This is a genomic window from Paenibacillus sp. FSL H3-0469 (assembly GCF_038051945.1).
Taxonomy (GTDB): Bacteria; Bacillota; Bacilli; order Paenibacillales; family Paenibacillaceae; genus Paenibacillus_AQ.
Genome location: NZ_CP150302.1, coordinates 710,073 through 725,486, shown reverse-complemented (window position 1 = coordinate 725,486; position 15,414 = coordinate 710,073). Strand labels below are relative to the sequence as shown.

Genomic DNA, 15,414 nt, shown 5'->3' with positions numbered 1-15,414 from the left:
AATGGCAACTCCTTCAGCATGGGCTATGTTGTACTTGAAGCGGATCGGCATGGTTGTGGAGCCTCCCAGCCTGGATTATCTGCAGCGCTTAGTCAGGTCGCGGATGACGCGTCTAGCGTTTGAGAATATCTCCAAGCTGCATTATCTTAAGACCTTTGAGGAACAGCAGTTCTACCTTCCTCCGCAGGAAGTCTACATGGATCATATGTACAGATTCGATTACTCCGGCGTGTGCCACACGGGCAATTATTATTTCTGCAAGCTGCTGCAGGAGCTTGGCTACGATGCTTATCCTATTAAATATGCTTCGCATCTGGCAACCATCGTGAAGCTCGCAGACCGGCTCTATTATACGGATGTGGCACTGGGACATCCCACCTATTATCCGCTGGACATCTCCCAGCCGCATGAGCTTACGATTCACCACTCCCGAGTTATGGGGTATCCTGACCCGGGCAACAAGCTTAAATTCCATCTGGTGCACGGTATTACAGGCAAAGAACAGCATCACTGGATATTTCGTCCCTATGAGCGCGCAGACTTGCCGGAAGTTCACCGGCTTATTCATTGGAGTAATGAGCCGCAGCGTTTGTTCACCACCATCCTGCGGGTCTATCTGTGGCAGCCGGACCGGCAACGCTCGCTGTCTCTTGTAAATGATACATTCACCATCCGGTATCAGGAGCGCCAAGAGCAAATGAAGCTGCATTCCATACAGGAGATTCAGGATATTGTGCACAATGAATTCGGCATGACCAATCTCCCGGTTCATGAAGCTGTAGAAACCCTGGAATCTTTGGGCACACCAATATGGGGTGAATAAAATTCACCCCACCCCATCCGGCAGCAGCCCCTCCAGCCCCTCGATCAGCCGGGTTTCCGATGAACCGGCCAGGACCTTGGCAGGCAGGACAAGTGTATATACATATTCCTTCCGCAGGATAGAGACCGCCTGAAATTGCGGGAAATTCTTGAACTGGCTGATCACTACGCTGCCGCTGCAGGTACATGCCTTAAGCTCGAACAGCTCGGTGGGGACGGTGAAGCCCGTCTGAATCACCTTCGACATCGCTTCCTTAGCCGTCCAGAGCAGCGTCAGCGCAGTCGCAGCAGCCAGCTCCGGCAACAGCGCCTCTTCCTCTCTGCTGGTGATTCTCCGGATCGCCTCCGCCGCCTTCTCATCCACCAGCTCCATGTCCACGCCCGCGAGCAGGCGCGGGTCATAACCGACCGCCGCCCCCAGCGAATCGCAATGGGTAATCGTAATCTTCCGATTCCTTCCGGCCACAAGCGGCTGGCATAGAATGCCGTGTTCAATCTGAATCCCGGACAGCGCCTCGCCTTCCTCTGCCACAGCGGTCTTGGCTGCCAGCTTCCCAAGCAAGTAACTGTTCCGTCTCCTTGCATACTGGAAGCCGAAATACGTGTCCTTCTCTTCCTGGTTCAGATACTCCAGCGGATCGCCCTCCGGCGGCAGCGAGACTACGCTCAGCTTCAGCCGGTAGGGTGCCTCCGGGCTCTCCAGCTCCAGGCTCATTGTTCTTACTGTCTGCTGGAGTGAGGCTCCGTATTGACTTGCAAAGACTGGATGTTGCATCGTTGTCAACTCACTTCCCATCTATGATCCAGGCTGCGTCCAGGGGCTCTGCTTCCCGTTTGATTTTGCTGACTAGGCGCTCGATGACATGTCCCGGGCCAATCTGGGTCAGCTCTATTTCGGGATGTCTGCCCATGAGGTAGCGGACGGAGTCGGTCCACTTCACACTGCTGGTCATCTGCTCGGTCATATAATCAATGGCATTGTCCACCGGATAAGGCCGGGCAGTCGTATTGGCAATGACCGGAATGGACGGCGGCGCGAACCGGAACTGGCTCAGGAACTCGCGGAATTGTGACGCCGAAGCGCGCATATAGCGCGAATGGAAGGCTCCGCTGACATTCAGAATGACATAACCCAGAGCCCCGTTCTGCTCAAAGGCCGCCTGGGCAGCCTCCACATCCTCTGCAAGTCCCGACAGGGCAATCTGCGTAGGCGTATTCAGGTTTGCTACATCCAGCTTGTCCAGGCGGTGCTCCGCGAGAATCCGCAGGATGTCTTCCTCCCGCAGACCAATGACAGCGGCCATGCCGCCGCCGGTTGCCATGCTCATCAGCGCGCCTCTTTTATGAACAATCCTTAGTCCGGTCTCGAAATCGAACACCCCCGCCGCATACAGTGCACTGTATTCACCCAAGCTGTGTCCGGCTACGAAATCAGGGGCTGTCCCGGATTGCTGAAGCTCCTTCAGGCAGGACAATACATTGACCACATATAGGGCTGGCTGTGTATAGGCGGTATTATCCAGTTGCTTGCTGCTGTCTCTCAGACACAATTCTTCAATCGAATAGCCAAGCACCCGGTCGGCAATTGCGGTGTATTCAGGGAACTCCTGGAACAGCATGCCGCCCATACCGACGAACTGCGCACCCTGCCCGGGAAATAGATAAGCCTTCATCCTCTCCGCCTCCTTCTAAGCTCTATCCTATTTGAAATTAAAGCTTCTTCCATAATTTATACTATGAATCTACTAAATTATCGTCTACCTGCTCATGAACTGTCAATGAATGTTTAGGCTGTATAAAGTTGATAATAAGGTTGTTTTATAAGAAAACAAAGAAGCCTGCAATCCTGCTTGCAGACTCTCTGATCTACTTACTATTTTAATCCGTCCCCACAATAGACCAGTTATGATCTACCTCCGGTATAATCGTCTGGCGCTCCCGGATGTAGCGAACCAGCAACTCGCGGACACTGCAGTCCGACTCCCAGTGTTTCACGGCGCTGACCAGTCCCGAGGCCTTCAATAGACTGCTGTAACGGTAATTGTTGACGGCAAGCTGCAGCTCGTCCGTATCGGCAAGCGGTTTGCCCCGGTAGGCCAGGTGGATGATCCGCCTGCCTACCGGCTGCGAGATGTCGATCCGATAATTGACCCCGGCGAACATATCGTAGAGGTAGCTCGGCACCTCAGGATCGGCAGTGATATTCGTGTCCCCGGGCTGCCACTGCCGGAAATGGGCCGCCGAGGCTTCCATATAAGCCTTCAGCTCCTTGCCGGTGATGGTAACAACATACAGCACATTGTCAAAAGGATAAATGCGGTAGACATCTGCATACGTCAGCGGTCCCTGCTTCAGATCTGCGTTGTCGTTGAATAGGCTTGTAGCGGCAACATCCGCCCCGCTGGCCTCCAGCATGGCGCGCTGGATCAGGGTAATGACCGCCGTATCCTGCACCCGTCCGGCGGGCAGCCCGGCAGTCTCTTCAGGCTGGAAATCGGCCGCTGCATACCCCAGAATGCCGTCCTCCCCTTCTATGGAAGAGCCACCACCGCCTTCGGCGATGAACTGGAGAGTCTCTTCATGCGCCCCGGCAACCAGACTGCAGAGTTCCGGGTCCGGCTCCCAGCCGCTCATATCCACCACCGTGATCTCCCGGTTCACGACCTTGGGCTGTCCGCCGTCCATCTCAACCGTCAGGTCGAAGCGAACGACTTCCCTCCCCCGGTCCCGCGGCCCTCCAATGACGGTATTGCCTATACGCTGGTTCACGGTAATATGCATATGGCCCACCAGCAGCACATCTGCTTCAGGAACAAGCTCCGCAATCCGTCCGGCGGCATCCGAGCCGCCCTCTTCATCGAATTCTGCAACCATGCCCGCATGGGCGCTGATCACAATCAGGTCCGCCTTCCCTTCCGACCGTAGGGAGGCAGCTATCGCCTGTGCGGTCTCGGCCATATGGCCGAACTTCAGGCCCTCAACCTTATTTCCATCCCAGCGCGGAACGTTGGGATTCGTCAGGCCGATGACCGCAATCCGGATACCTCGCTGCTCAAGGATCACATATGGCTCTGCGAAGGGTCTGCCTTCTGCGTCCCAGACATTCGCAGCGAGCACCGGGAAGCTCAGCTCCTGCTTGATTCGTTCAATCAGGCCAAGGCCGAAGTTAAACTCATGGTTGCCCAAGGTCAGCGCAGCATAGCCCATGGCATTAAGTGCTAACGCGACTGGATGCTTGTCCTCCGGCCGCTTATTGTAGACATCGTCAGTCAGCATATTTCCCTGGAAGACGTCACCGTTATCGATCAGCAGAATCTCCGTCCCGCTCTCTCTAAGCTCCCGGACATAAGCGGCTACTCTGGCGAGCCCGTCATTTACGGTAGCGAGTCCGTCTTCGTAACGGTAGCCCCACAGATTGCCATGAACATCCGAGGTAGCAATAATCACGATCTTGCGTTGGTTACGGCTTGCTGCCGGTTCCATCATCTCGTTCACCCTTCTTCCGTCTCTTCATTTCAGAATTGCGCCTGCGGTGAAGCTCTTCTCCATCTGGTCGCTGAACAGTACATAAGCGAGCAGAATCGGCAGCGTGGAGATTACCATTGCCGCGGCCAGCGGTCCCCAGCTAATGCTGTACTGGCCGCTGAAGTTCATTAGCCCGAGCGGCAGCGTACGCAGCGATTCCTTCTGGATGAAGGTTGCTGCCATCAGCAGCTCATTCCATACGGCGAGGAACACGAAGATGGCAACCGAGGCAAGCGGCGGCTTCAGCAGCGGCAGCACGACCTTGAAGAAGGATTTCACCACCCCGCAGCCGTCGATGAATGCAGCCTCCTCCAGCTCCTTAGGCATGCTCCGCAGGAACGCGGACAGCATATAGACGCCTATCGGCAGATTCACAGCGATGTACGGCAGGATAATCGACAGCCGCGAGCTGAGAAGACCGAGATTCTTCAGGATCATGAACAGCGGAATCAGCGTAGCATGAATCGGCACCATGACTCCCATGAGCAGAATGAACAGAATCAGTCCGTTATATTTGAATCTCATCCGTGTCAGCGCGTAAGCCATCATCGAAGCGAACAGCAGCACGCACAAGAGGGTAATCAGCGTAACTGATACACTGTTGAAAAAGTATTGATTCACCTTGGCGCTTACCCAGGCCTCCGAGAAATTGCTAAACCGCCATTCTGTGGGGAGCGCCCAGACCACTCCGCCGATAATCTCCGAATTATCCTTAAATGCACTTACCACAAGCCAGTAGAGCGGGAACAACTGGAGGACGGCAATGAGGCCCATCAGCAGATAGAGGCCTGTGTTTTTGGTAGTCTTCAGCATGTCCGGTCCTCCTTAATATTCAATTTTTTCACGGGTCAGCACTTTATTGAGTACCCAGGCAATGATCAGACACTCCAGCACCATGAACACGGCAAGCGCACTGCCGTAGCCGAAGTTCTGCTTCAGGAACGCTTCCTGGAACATTTTCAGGGCAATCATTGTCGTGGAATGCAGCGGTCCGCCGTTCGTCATGACATACACACTTTCAAAGGTCTTGAGCGCGTAAATCACGTTCAGCACGACACAGATCCGCAGCACATCAGACAGCAGCGGAAGCGTGATATAACGGACTGCCTTCCAGCCGACAGCACCGTCCAGCTTCGCGGCCTCATAGTACTGCTCCGAGATGCCCTGGATACCGGCAAACAGGATCAGCATGTTATAGCCTACATAATGCCAGGTTGTTACGATCAGGACTGACAAGAGAGCCGTCTTGGTATCTCCAAGCCAGGCCTGCGCCCAGCTGCCGAGGTGGGCGGCTTCCAGCAGTGTGTTCAGCATCCCGATGTTCGGATCGTAGATTTTGACCCACAGCAGACTGACCATCGTCGTTGACATGACCACCGGGAAAAAGTAAATATTGCGGAACCATTTGCGTCCCTTCATTTTACGGGAGACCAGCAGGGCAAGGCCGAACGAGAGCGGAAGCTGGACGAATACGCCTGTCAACAGGAAGGCCACACTGTTCCATACCGCCTTCCAGAAGCTTTTATCTGCGGTGAACATCTTGGTGTAATTGTCCAGGCCCACGAAGGCCATAGGGTTAATTCCGTCCCACTCCTGGAAGCTGTAATACGCCGTCATGAGAATTGGCACGAAATAGAAGATCAGAAATACGGTTAAACCTGGCACTAGAAACAAAGCGATTAATTTCTTATCCGAGAGCGCTCTTTCCATCACTATCCACCTATCAGAGTGCAGAAAAGCGATGCGGTCCAAGAGACTGCATCGCCTTTCCCCTATTATATTTGTAAAGCGCGTCTTACTCTGCCGAACGAAGCAATGTTTCCAGCTGGGCGGTGTATTCCTCAGGCGTCAGATTGCCGCCATAGAGCTGCTGCGTCATATCGCGGTATTCCTGGCCTGTATCTGCCGACAGCAGGCCAAACCACATCGCCTGGGTTTTGGCTGTTTTGCTGATATCCGTAGCATAAGCGGAGAGCTGCTCATTCTGCGACTCCGACTTCACTTCGCTGGCCGCATAGCCCGGCAGGCCTTTGCGTACGAACTCATCATTGAGCTTAAGGGACAGCTTAATCGCGAATTCCTTGGCTTTGTCGAGATGCTTGGAGCTGTTGTTCACGAACAAGGAGTAAGGTGCCGCCGAGTTCTGGAAGCCGATCGTTGCACTGTAGACATCCTCTGCACCAGTCTTCGGGAAAGCGATATATCCGAGATTATCGCCCATGGCCTTCGACAGCGCGCCGAAGTTGAAGCTGCCGTCAATCCAGATCAGCGCCTTATCATTCTTGAACAGCTCCTGGGCATCCAGGTAAGCCGAGCCGAGGAAGCCTTTCTGGAAGGCATTGCTGCTTACCAAGGTGGCTACCTGCTTCGCCGCATCTACAAATGGAGCATCTGTAAACTTCGCATCGCCTTTAATCGCATTGTCGAAGGCGTTAACGTCCTGACGTGCTACAAGCAGGTTGTACAGCAGATCACCCTGCCATCTTTCCTTGCCGCCGAGGGCGATAGGGATGATCCCTTTATCATCGGCTTTGGATACCAGCGCCTGAAGATCGTCCCAGGTTGCAGGAGGCGTAGCGCCCAGATCGCTCATCAGCTTTTTGTTATAGTAGAAGACCAGGGTTGTGCTGATATTGGAAGGAACGGAATAGATATTGCCGTCTTCTTCTTTCACCAGCTGGTTGTCCAGAAATTTCGCGCCAAGTCCTGTGGAATCCAGGGTATCGTTCAGCGGGGCTACCGTTTTCGATTGCAGTACAGGTGTCCGGTAGGACTTCCCGGCATGCTGCTGGAATACATCCGGAAGCTCATTGGCAGCCAGTGCAACACTGATTTTGGTCTTGTAGGTCTCGTCCTGTATGTACTCATAATTCAAATCCACGCCGACTTCCGCTGCGGTAGCCTCGGCAGCAGCCTGATACATCGGATCTGCATCGAACATCCATAAGGAGACAGATTCCTTGCCTTCCGCCGCTTTCGCATCCTGATTCTGAGTTGCCCCTTCGTTACCGTTGGCTCCTCCGCAAGCACTAAGCACTACACTGCTAAGCGCGATGGATGCTGCAACTACCCCAAGCTTTTTTCCGAACATTTGTGTTGGACCACCTTTCAATATTTCGGGATTTGACTTACAGGTATCATCTTAACAAGTGAACCGCCGTGTACGAATGGAGATATGTTGGTTTTAACAGTAAAATTTTTAGGTGTGTCAGGTAAGTTTACACTCAATTTACGGGGCGTTCCCATGTTAACGGCAGCTTTACACAGGGTTAACTTTAACCGACAGAAAAGCAATCAGGAACAAAATTACCCAGCGGGTGAAGGATGCGGGTGCCTTCTCTCTTCGGCCGCTTGTAAGGAGCAGCATTGTTGCACTTCTTGCAGGATTCCTCTATAAATGTTACTGGCTGTGAAGAATGAGGACCACCTCCCGGCGTAGCAGCCCCCATTGTGTTCGGTTTTTTGATTACATTGGCGTACAAACCTATTCGCAGACGGGTAAATCATAATTCCTTAACATAGAAAAGCCCGGCTGTAAAACACCGGGCCCTGCCTATAGCTGTTCTTTATGTATCCGAATAGCTACCGCTATACACGGTATTCGGGGTCATTCCGTAACGTTTCTTGAAACATTTGCTGAAATAAAACGGGTCCTTGTAGCCCACCTGCCGGGCTATCGTCGCAATCTTGGGTGCGGGAGCTTCTTCCTCGAAGGCCCCCTGGCTGAGCAGCTTCATGGCTTCGCCAAGACGGACGTTCGTCACATATTCCACAAACGACTCGCCGGTCTCCTTCTTAAACGCATGGCTTAAATAGCTCGGATTCACAAACAGGGCGCTGGCCGTACTCTGGAGTGACAACGTATCCTCGGCATAATGTGCCGTCACATAGGCGATGGTCTTGCTGATTAAGGCAGTGCCGCTGCTCTGCCGTCTCTGAGCACGGGCATCAACTGCCTGTGACTCCTGCACATCACCTGCCTTGATTCTGAGCCGGTTGATATAGCGCTCTGCCTCCCATTTCTCTGTCAGCTGTGTCCGGATCGTGCGGAGAGCCTGTTCGACAGCATCCTCATCGACGGGCTTCAGCAGATAATGGTCCGCTCCAAGCGAGATGGCCTGCTGTGCATAAGAGAAATTATCGTAGCTGGTGATGAAAATCAGCTTGGCCGCCGAATTCAGCTTACGGACTTCCCCGATGAATTCAAGCCCGTTCATATTTGGCATTTCAATATCCGTAATGATGAGATCGATATGCTGCTCCCCGATGATCTGCAAGGCGGCCGAGCCGTCATCGGCTTCTGCGGCCACCTCGAACCCGGCGGCTTCCCAATCCACCAGACGGATCAGCAGCTGCCTGAAATAATACTCGTCATCCACAATCAGGACGCGGGCTACCGGTGCTGTGTTCATAGTCTGACTGTCCCCTCTTCCTGTTCGTTCGTCTGCTTAAGCAGCGGCAAGCGCAGCTTCACTTCTACGCCCCGGCCCGGCTCAGAAGACAGCAGGATTCCATATGCCGCTCCGAACCGCAGGCGGATACGGTCCTGAATATTCCGGAGTCCGAAGCTGTATCTCTCCGCGCTGTCACGCTCCGACCAGATCAGCCGCTGCTGCTCTTCGCTCATGCCTTTGCCGTTGTCACGGACGGTGAAGCACAGCAGATTCTGTCCGTCCGTGCTTTCCGCTGCGCAGGTAATTTCACACCAGCCGCCGTCCGCCATTCCTCTAATGCCATGGTGGATCGCATTCTCGACCAGCGGCTGAAGCAGCATGGTCGGCACCAGGCAGGACTCCAGTCCAGGCCCGAACGATATCCGGTAGTTCAGCTTAGGGAATCGGATCTGCTGAATATAGAGGTAGCTCTCCAGATGCTTCTGCTCCTGGGCCACCGTTATCAGCTCCTGACCGTTGCTAAGCGAGATCCGGTAGAACTCACCCAGCGCCTTCAGCATCTTGCTGATGTCCTTCGCCCCCGACATCACTGCCATCGCACGGATCGTGTCCAGTGTATTGTACAGGAAATGAGGCTTGATCTGCGAATAGAGCAGCCGCAGCTCCAGCATTCTTTTGGTCTGCTCTTCCGTCTCCACCTGGACCATCAGGCGCTGGATGCGCTCCACCATTTCATTGAAGGTAGCTCCCAGCCGGCCGACCTCGTCCTCGGAATCGGCGGCCGCGCGCCGCTCCAGATTCCCGCTGCCCACCTCGACTATCACCTCGCTAAGCTGGCTGAGCGGCCGGGTCAGCCGGCGGGCGAACAGAATAGACAGAAGCACTGCTGACAGGATGCTGATCAGGCCGAACCCGGCCAGCAGCAGGGCTATTTTCCAGTACCCGTAGGTTAGCTCTGATATCGTCACCAGCTGGACGATCTTCCAGTCATAGGGAGCGAGACTCTGCATGGATACTAAATAACGGTCTCCGGCGACCTCCTGGGTCCGGGTTCCTTGTGAGACTGACTTGACCCAATCCGTAAGGGATGCCTCCGCGACCGGCTGGTTCACCCTTGAGGCTTCATTCGCAGAGATGATTCTTCCGTTCCGGTTAATGACCAGCGTAGCGCTCTCCGGGTTCTGTTCATTATGATAGAGGCGGGCAAGTGTCCGCTCGTCAATGTTGACATAGATATAGCCCAGCGGGGTCCCCTTCTCCATGCTCTTAATGACCCTGCCCACACTGATCATATTCTTGTGCTTCATCCCGGACAGAAAGGCAGGCGTAAGCGAATCCGCCCAGACCGCACCGCCTCTGGCTGCATCAATCTCCGCCCGTGGATAGATTCCAAGACTCTCCCGAGTCACTCCGGTCAGGTTGGAGGTGTAATAAAGGTTGCCGTTCAAGGATTCAATAATAACAGAATCAATATTCGGTTCGGTTACCAGCATTGCAGCCAGTGTATTGTAGATCGACTTCAGTGCAGCCACATCATTGCCGTCACCGGTATCTCTGCTGAGCAGCTTCTGGGTGTCCTGATTGATCAGCACGAACTTCGTGAAATTCTGGACCGACTGGAACACCGTCTCCATCGACTGCTTGACCAGTCTCACTTCCTGCTGTGAGCTTGCCGTGGTTCTCTCCAGGGTCTGATTGAAGACAATCCGCTGAATGCTGACCATGAAAATCACCAGTGCCAGCAGGACAATCAGGAGGTTGCTTAACAGAATTTTCCGCCGCAGCGGCATACTGCCGCTGAACAGAAAGGGCAGATCCGCCCTTAGCCTCTTCAAGAGGGATGGATATCGCATGAACCGCTTCATCGTTCCCTCCGTTACATGTATGGTTGTACATGTATTATACACAAATTACAACAACAGAAAAGCCGCTGTCCCCAAAGCTATGGAATGACAGCTTGAGCTCCCCTCCGCGTGAAGTCAGCTGGAAGAGGGGATAAAAGGGATTTATCCCTCTGTTTCATAAGAAACAGCAGGTATTCTCCAATGACGGGGGGAATGCCTGCTGTTTTGAGTTGTCTATTCGAACGAATGGATTTAAGCCGAACGGGTCAGCTTGCGGACAACCTCCTGGCTGTACTTGCGTTTGGTGATGAAGAAGAAGCTGAGCTGGAACACGATATAGACCGCCACAACAATGGTGGTATTCTTCATGAACTCGAGGGCGATGTCCGATCCGCTCATCACATGGGTGATCAGATAGATGACCGAATAGCCCAGGATGCTGCCAAGCAGCAGCGGGACAAAGAAGGTGATGAGCAGCTCTGCCGAGACGACCGAGCGGATCTCCTTGTCGCTGATCCCGATTTTGTAGAGTTTCCTGAAAAAGATGGTGGCGTTCCCGATTTCGGTATACTGCTTGAAGTACAGCACCATTCCGCCAGCAACAAAGAATAATACCCCGATCAATGAGGTGACGAATACAAAGAGCGAATAGTTCTTCTTCAGCGCTTTGTAGGCATCCACCTTGGATGCAACGGCAAACATCTTGCCGCTTCCGTCCTTGTCTGTAGCATCCAGGGTATCCTTAAGCTTTTGAATAACCCCGTCCGTCCCCTTCCAGGCAGCAAAATCAATTCCATAATGAGTTCCGGTTGCCGCCGCACCTACCTTGGACTCCATATTCTTGTAATCCTCGTTGCTCACTACGATTCCAGAGCTGGTCGGATACGAGCTGGCTGTTGCAAACCAGTTGCCGTGATAAGAGGCCTTCACCTTGTAATCGAAGGTCTGCTTGCCGTCGGTGAACTGGATCTTCTCTCCTTCTCCGATACCGTGGGTACCCGGCTCCCAGGCTGTCACAATGTTAAGAGCCTCACCTGCGCCCACCGATACCTTCTCCCCGGTCAGCTTGTTATACATCTCCTGCGAGATGATCGGCTTCGTCTTCAGGATATCGTATTTATCGCCTTCCAGATTCATCCGCAGATTCAGGAAGTGGGTCTCCTGGATTGACTTCAGCGGCTCAGCGGATGTCTTCAGCACCTGCTCCAGCTGTTCTTTCTCCAGCACATGTACACCGGCAACGGATATATACTCCACATCATATTTATTCCGCTCGGCGATGCTCTCTGACAATTGCAGTAAGGAGAACGGGGATGCGACGAGGAAGATCGTCATTCCGCTAAGAATGCTCAGGATGAACATGATCCGTTTGTTCTGATTGAATTTGTGACTGATTTCTGTGATCGACAGGATGTGCCGGTAGTAGAATTTCTTGTTCTTGAGGAAGGTAATCAGTGTATTCCCGAGATGGGAGATCACCATGTAGATCCCGATGAAGCTCATCAGAACATAGGTGATAATCATGAAGGGGTTGGTATTCAGGCTCTCAGCGTTCGAGATGAAGATCAGGAAGAGAATGGATGCTATAACCAGCCCTACCCCCAGCAGCCCAAGCTTGGCATCACTTGCCTTCGCCTGATTATCCTGCTTGCGGGAATCCTTCATCAGGTCTGCGATATCGAGCTTGCCGACCTTGACGCTTGAGATCAGCTGCGAGGCAGCGAAGATTACCGTAAAGACAACCGCAGTAACAATGAAGCTTGCTGCACTGAGTGAATACGCTACGCCTTGCAGATCCAGCAGATTGATCGCTACGTTCTGGAACAGCCTGGAGAAGATCGCACCCGTGATGATTCCGGCGATAAGCGAGGACACGCTGATGATCAGATTCTCCAGCAGGATGATCTTCTGCAGATCATTTTTATGCATCCCGAGTGACATGAAGATGGCGAATTCCTTGCTTCGCGCCTTGATGAATGAGGAATGCGCATAGTTGATGAAGAATACGGAGAAGAGCGTCAGCGCAACCAGACTTAGCATCAGGACAATCTGGATGACATCCTCCGTCGCTCCTTCACGGATGCTTTTATTGAACAAGAGCGCAGCATAGAGGAAAAAAATCGTGATCGCAAAGGCGCTGCAGATGAAGTAGGAGAAGAAGTTGCGGACATTGCGCTTGAAATTTTTAATCGTAACGTCTCTAAAGGTCATTGCTTTCCCCTCCAATGATGGCCAGACAGTCGAGAATCTGATCGAAGAACTCCTTGCGGACCCCGCTGCTGACAATCTCCATGCTGATCGTACCGTCTTTAATGAAGATAATCTTCTTGCAGAAGCTGGCCGCGAAGGCATCATGCGTAACCATCAGAATGGTGCTGTCCCGTTCCTGGTTCATCTTCTCGATACATTTCATCACGGCATTCGACGACTTGGAATCCAGGTTGCCTGTAGGCTCATCAGCGAAAATAATGTCCGGATCATTAATCAGCGCGCGGCTCACCGCCACTCTCTGCTGCTGTCCGCCGGAGATGTTGTAAGGGTATTTGCCGGCAATCTCATCGATGCCCAGCAGCTTCATGATTTCTTCGCTCTTAGACTCCATATGCTCTTTATCGCGCTTGTCGAGAATCATCGGCAGCATCACATTTTCCTTCAGCGTCAGGCTGTCCATGAGGTTGAATTCCTGGAAGACGAAGCCCAGATGCTGTCTGCGGAAGAGGGCCATCTGGTTCTTATCCATGGAGGTAATGTTCTTGCCCCCGATCAGAACCTCGCCATAGCTCGGCTTACCGATTCCGCTGAGGATGTTCAGCAAGGTGGTTTTGCCGCTCCCGGAGGGTCCCATAATCCCGATGAAGTCCCCCTTCTCTACGTTGAAGCTTACGGAATCCAGTGCCACTGTCGAATGCTCACCGTTTTGCACACCATATACTTTCTTAACCTCTTTGACTTCCAGTACTACGCTCACAGCTTCATCTCCCATTAATCATCTATTCATCGTATTTCTTTCCGGTAGCTCTATTGTAGGAAATCGGGGCTTCCACATCCATCCATTTAAGTTATATTGTCTTTCATTTTTGAAAGATACGAAATCTGCACCTCGGTGCCTTGACCTACTTCAGAGGTAATCGTGAGCCGGTGGCCCAGCTTGCGGGCAATTTCCGAGCAGACGTAGAGGCCGATGCCGGTAGCCTGATGATGGGTACGTCCGTTTTTCCCGGTAAAAAAGGGCTGGAAGACCCGCTGCAAATCTACAGGCTCAATCCCGATCCCCTCATCCCGGATGGACAGTACCACCTGCTCGCCCTGCTGCTGAAGACGGAAATAGATGGATTTGGCCTCTCCCCTGGAGTCAGAGTATTTGATCGCATTCGAGATAATCTGATCAAGCATCGCCGTATTCCATTTGCTGTCTGTCATGACCGTGATCTGCTCGTCCTCACATTCAATCACCGGGTACACATTGTTATAGATATACTGGTTCCGCTTGCTGTTGATCAGATGACGGAGCGATTCCAGCAGCTTGACCGGTCCCGGGTTATAATCGCGGGTGAAATGCTCCAGACGGAAGAACTTCAGCATCTGGTTCAGCATGCTGAGAATTTTGTCCTTCTCCTCTTCTATATGCTGGAGGGCCAGGGCATGGCCGGTGGGATTCATTTTGTAATTCTGGAGAATGAGGTCGATGACCGACAAGGGTGTTTTGAGATTATGTATCCACTGGGAGATGAACTTATGGGTGTTGTCGGCCCGTGCCTTGACCTCATAGATCTGGTCCTGATAGCTGTGGTGAAGCTGGTGAATAAGCCGGATGGCAGACTGCTGTTCGGCCGAGAAGCCCTTCTCATCAATCTCGATATTCTCGGACAAGCGCTGGAGCTCCCGGTGGGTGGAGACGTAGCGGAAGAACCGGAAGCCCATGAACAGGATGAAAATATACAGATAAATGCTGAGCAGATACAGAAGCTGAATGCTGTTGCTGACATAAAAACAGCAGTAGACGCTGACCAGCACATGGCTCGTGAAATAGACAAGGGTAAAGGACAGATGGTCGCGCGCAAAGGACCGGAACAGCCTGATACTCACTTACGCGTCCCTCCCATCACCGACGTGTCAAAAATATAACCCACGCCCCGTTTGACCCTGATGACATCCTGAAAGCCGAGACTCGCAAGCTTGCTCTTGACCCGGGTTACATTGACCGTCAGCGTATTGTCCACCACGAAATGCACATCGTCCCACAGCTCCTCCAGGAGCTCTTCCCGGGTGACGATGGTATCCTTTTGCTCCATCAGCTTCTTCAGCAGCTTATATTCGTTCTTGCTCAGCTCCTCCACCGCGCCCTTGCAGGAGATGCTGAAATTGCGGTCATCCAGATGAATGGGGAGCGGCTCCGGCAGCGGCTCGGACTTGCCCGCGTACTCCCCGTAATTGCGGCGCAAAATGGCCATAATCTTCGCCAGCAGCACCTGAATATTCAGCGGCTTGACGATGTAGTCATCGGCGCCCAGCTCCATGCTGAGCACCTGGCTGGACTCTTCATCCCTGGCGGAGATGATAATGATCGGCACGGTAGTCTTTCTTCTGAAGACGCGGCAATAATAGAAGCCGTCATAGTAGGGCAGGTTCAGGTCAAGCAGCACCAGCTGCGGCGCTTCCTGCTCGAAGATTTTCTCCACCGCCTGGAAATCTGCAACCTCCACCACCTCATAGCTGTACTTGCGCAGGATATCAGTCATCAGCGTACGGATTTTGATATCATCCTCGACGATCATGATCTTGAACAATTCGCTCACCTCTCCGCAGCCCGCAGTTTCCTGGATCATTCC

13 protein-coding genes are annotated in these 15,414 nt (G+C 53.0%); 1 reads left to right on the top strand and 12 read right to left on the bottom strand.

Features of this window, described 5'->3' with window-relative positions; translation table 11 throughout:
- Position 1 precedes the first annotated feature (1 nt).
- The gene (locus NSS83_RS03000; protein WP_341347633.1) at positions 2–823 is read left to right on the top strand and encodes an arylamine N-acetyltransferase; all 822 of its coding nucleotides are present in this window, start codon (positions 2–4) and stop codon (positions 821–823) included.
- Between the two features lie 3 nt (positions 824–826).
- On the opposite strand, the gene NSS83_RS02995 is transcribed toward NSS83_RS03000, so the two are convergent.
- From NSS83_RS02995 to NSS83_RS02940, 12 genes are all read right to left on the bottom strand, one after another.
- Complete coding sequence (locus NSS83_RS02995) at positions 827–1,597, bottom strand: 4'-phosphopantetheinyl transferase superfamily protein (protein WP_341348704.1); 771 nt, start codon at positions 1,595–1,597, stop codon at positions 827–829.
- A 10-nt stretch (positions 1,598–1,607) separates the two neighbouring features.
- Positions 1,608–2,495, bottom strand: coding sequence for an ACP S-malonyltransferase (gene fabD, locus NSS83_RS02990; protein ID WP_341185816.1), 888 nt, complete (start codon positions 2,493–2,495; stop codon positions 1,608–1,610).
- A gap of 205 nt (positions 2,496–2,700) precedes the next feature.
- A complete protein-coding gene (locus tag NSS83_RS02985) occupies positions 2,701–4,308 on the bottom strand; it encodes a 5'-nucleotidase C-terminal domain-containing protein (RefSeq protein WP_341348703.1) in 1,608 nt (535 codons plus the stop codon).
- A 24-nt stretch (positions 4,309–4,332) separates the two neighbouring features.
- Positions 4,333–5,160, bottom strand: a complete 828-nt coding sequence (locus NSS83_RS02980; protein WP_341185817.1) for a carbohydrate ABC transporter permease — start codon at positions 5,158–5,160, stop codon at positions 4,333–4,335.
- A gap of 12 nt (positions 5,161–5,172) precedes the next feature.
- Positions 5,173–6,057, bottom strand: a complete 885-nt coding sequence (locus tag NSS83_RS02975) for a sugar ABC transporter permease (protein ID WP_340992968.1) — start codon at positions 6,055–6,057, stop codon at positions 5,173–5,175.
- A gap of 85 nt (positions 6,058–6,142) precedes the next feature.
- Positions 6,143–7,438: an extracellular solute-binding protein gene (locus tag NSS83_RS02970; protein ID WP_341185818.1), complete on the bottom strand. Its 1,296-nt coding sequence runs from the start codon at positions 7,436–7,438 to the stop codon at positions 6,143–6,145.
- Positions 7,439–7,913: 475 nt separating this feature from the next.
- Complete coding sequence (locus tag NSS83_RS02965; protein WP_341185819.1) at positions 7,914–8,759, bottom strand: response regulator; 846 nt, start codon at positions 8,757–8,759, stop codon at positions 7,914–7,916.
- A complete protein-coding gene (locus NSS83_RS02960; protein ID WP_341347632.1) occupies positions 8,756–10,606 on the bottom strand; it encodes a sensor histidine kinase in 1,851 nt (616 codons plus the stop codon). The genes NSS83_RS02965 and NSS83_RS02960 overlap by 4 nt, the downstream gene beginning before the upstream one ends.
- A 231-nt stretch (positions 10,607–10,837) precedes the next feature.
- Complete coding sequence (locus NSS83_RS02955) at positions 10,838–12,796, bottom strand: ABC transporter permease (RefSeq protein ID WP_341185821.1); 1,959 nt, start codon at positions 12,794–12,796, stop codon at positions 10,838–10,840.
- The gene (locus tag NSS83_RS02950) at positions 12,786–13,553 is read right to left on the bottom strand and encodes an ABC transporter ATP-binding protein (protein WP_341185822.1); all 768 of its coding nucleotides are present in this window, start codon (positions 13,551–13,553) and stop codon (positions 12,786–12,788) included. The genes NSS83_RS02955 and NSS83_RS02950 overlap by 11 nt, the downstream gene beginning before the upstream one ends.
- Positions 13,554–13,639: 86 nt before the next feature.
- Positions 13,640–14,671 (bottom strand): sensor histidine kinase, encoded by a 1,032-nt coding sequence (locus NSS83_RS02945; protein ID WP_341185823.1) that lies wholly within the window; start codon positions 14,669–14,671, stop codon positions 13,640–13,642.
- A complete protein-coding gene (locus NSS83_RS02940; RefSeq protein WP_341185824.1) occupies positions 14,668–15,411 on the bottom strand; it encodes a response regulator transcription factor in 744 nt (247 codons plus the stop codon). The genes NSS83_RS02945 and NSS83_RS02940 overlap by 4 nt, the downstream gene beginning before the upstream one ends.
- Positions 15,412–15,414 lie beyond the last annotated feature (3 nt).

Excerpts from the sequence above, each read along its gene's own strand:
- NSS83_RS03000 (WP_341347633.1), top strand. The coding sequence starts at position 2 with ATGGCAACTCCTTCAGCATGGGCTATGTTGTACTTGAAGCGGATCGGC.
- NSS83_RS02995 (WP_341348704.1), bottom strand. The coding sequence starts at position 1,597 with ATGCAACATCCAGTCTTTGCAAGTCAATACGGAGCCTCACTCCAGCAG.
- fabD (WP_341185816.1), bottom strand. The coding sequence starts at position 2,495 with ATGAAGGCTTATCTATTTCCCGGGCAGGGTGCGCAGTTCGTCGGTATG.
- NSS83_RS02985 (WP_341348703.1), bottom strand. The coding sequence starts at position 4,308 with ATGATGGAACCGGCAGCAAGCCGTAACCAACGCAAGATCGTGATTATT.
- NSS83_RS02980 (WP_341185817.1), bottom strand. The coding sequence starts at position 5,160 with ATGCTGAAGACTACCAAAAACACAGGCCTCTATCTGCTGATGGGCCTC.
- NSS83_RS02975 (WP_340992968.1), bottom strand. The coding sequence starts at position 6,057 with ATGGAAAGAGCGCTCTCGGATAAGAAATTAATCGCTTTGTTTCTAGTG.
- NSS83_RS02970 (WP_341185818.1), bottom strand. The coding sequence starts at position 7,438 with ATGTTCGGAAAAAAGCTTGGGGTAGTTGCAGCATCCATCGCGCTTAGC.
- NSS83_RS02965 (WP_341185819.1), bottom strand. The coding sequence starts at position 8,759 with ATGAACACAGCACCGGTAGCCCGCGTCCTGATTGTGGATGACGAGTAT.
- NSS83_RS02960 (WP_341347632.1), bottom strand. The coding sequence starts at position 10,606 with ATGAAGCGGTTCATGCGATATCCATCCCTCTTGAAGAGGCTAAGGGCG.
- NSS83_RS02955 (WP_341185821.1), bottom strand. The coding sequence starts at position 12,796 with ATGACCTTTAGAGACGTTACGATTAAAAATTTCAAGCGCAATGTCCGC.
- NSS83_RS02940 (WP_341185824.1), bottom strand. The coding sequence starts at position 15,411 with ATGATCCAGGAAACTGCGGGCTGCGGAGAGGTGAGCGAATTGTTCAAG.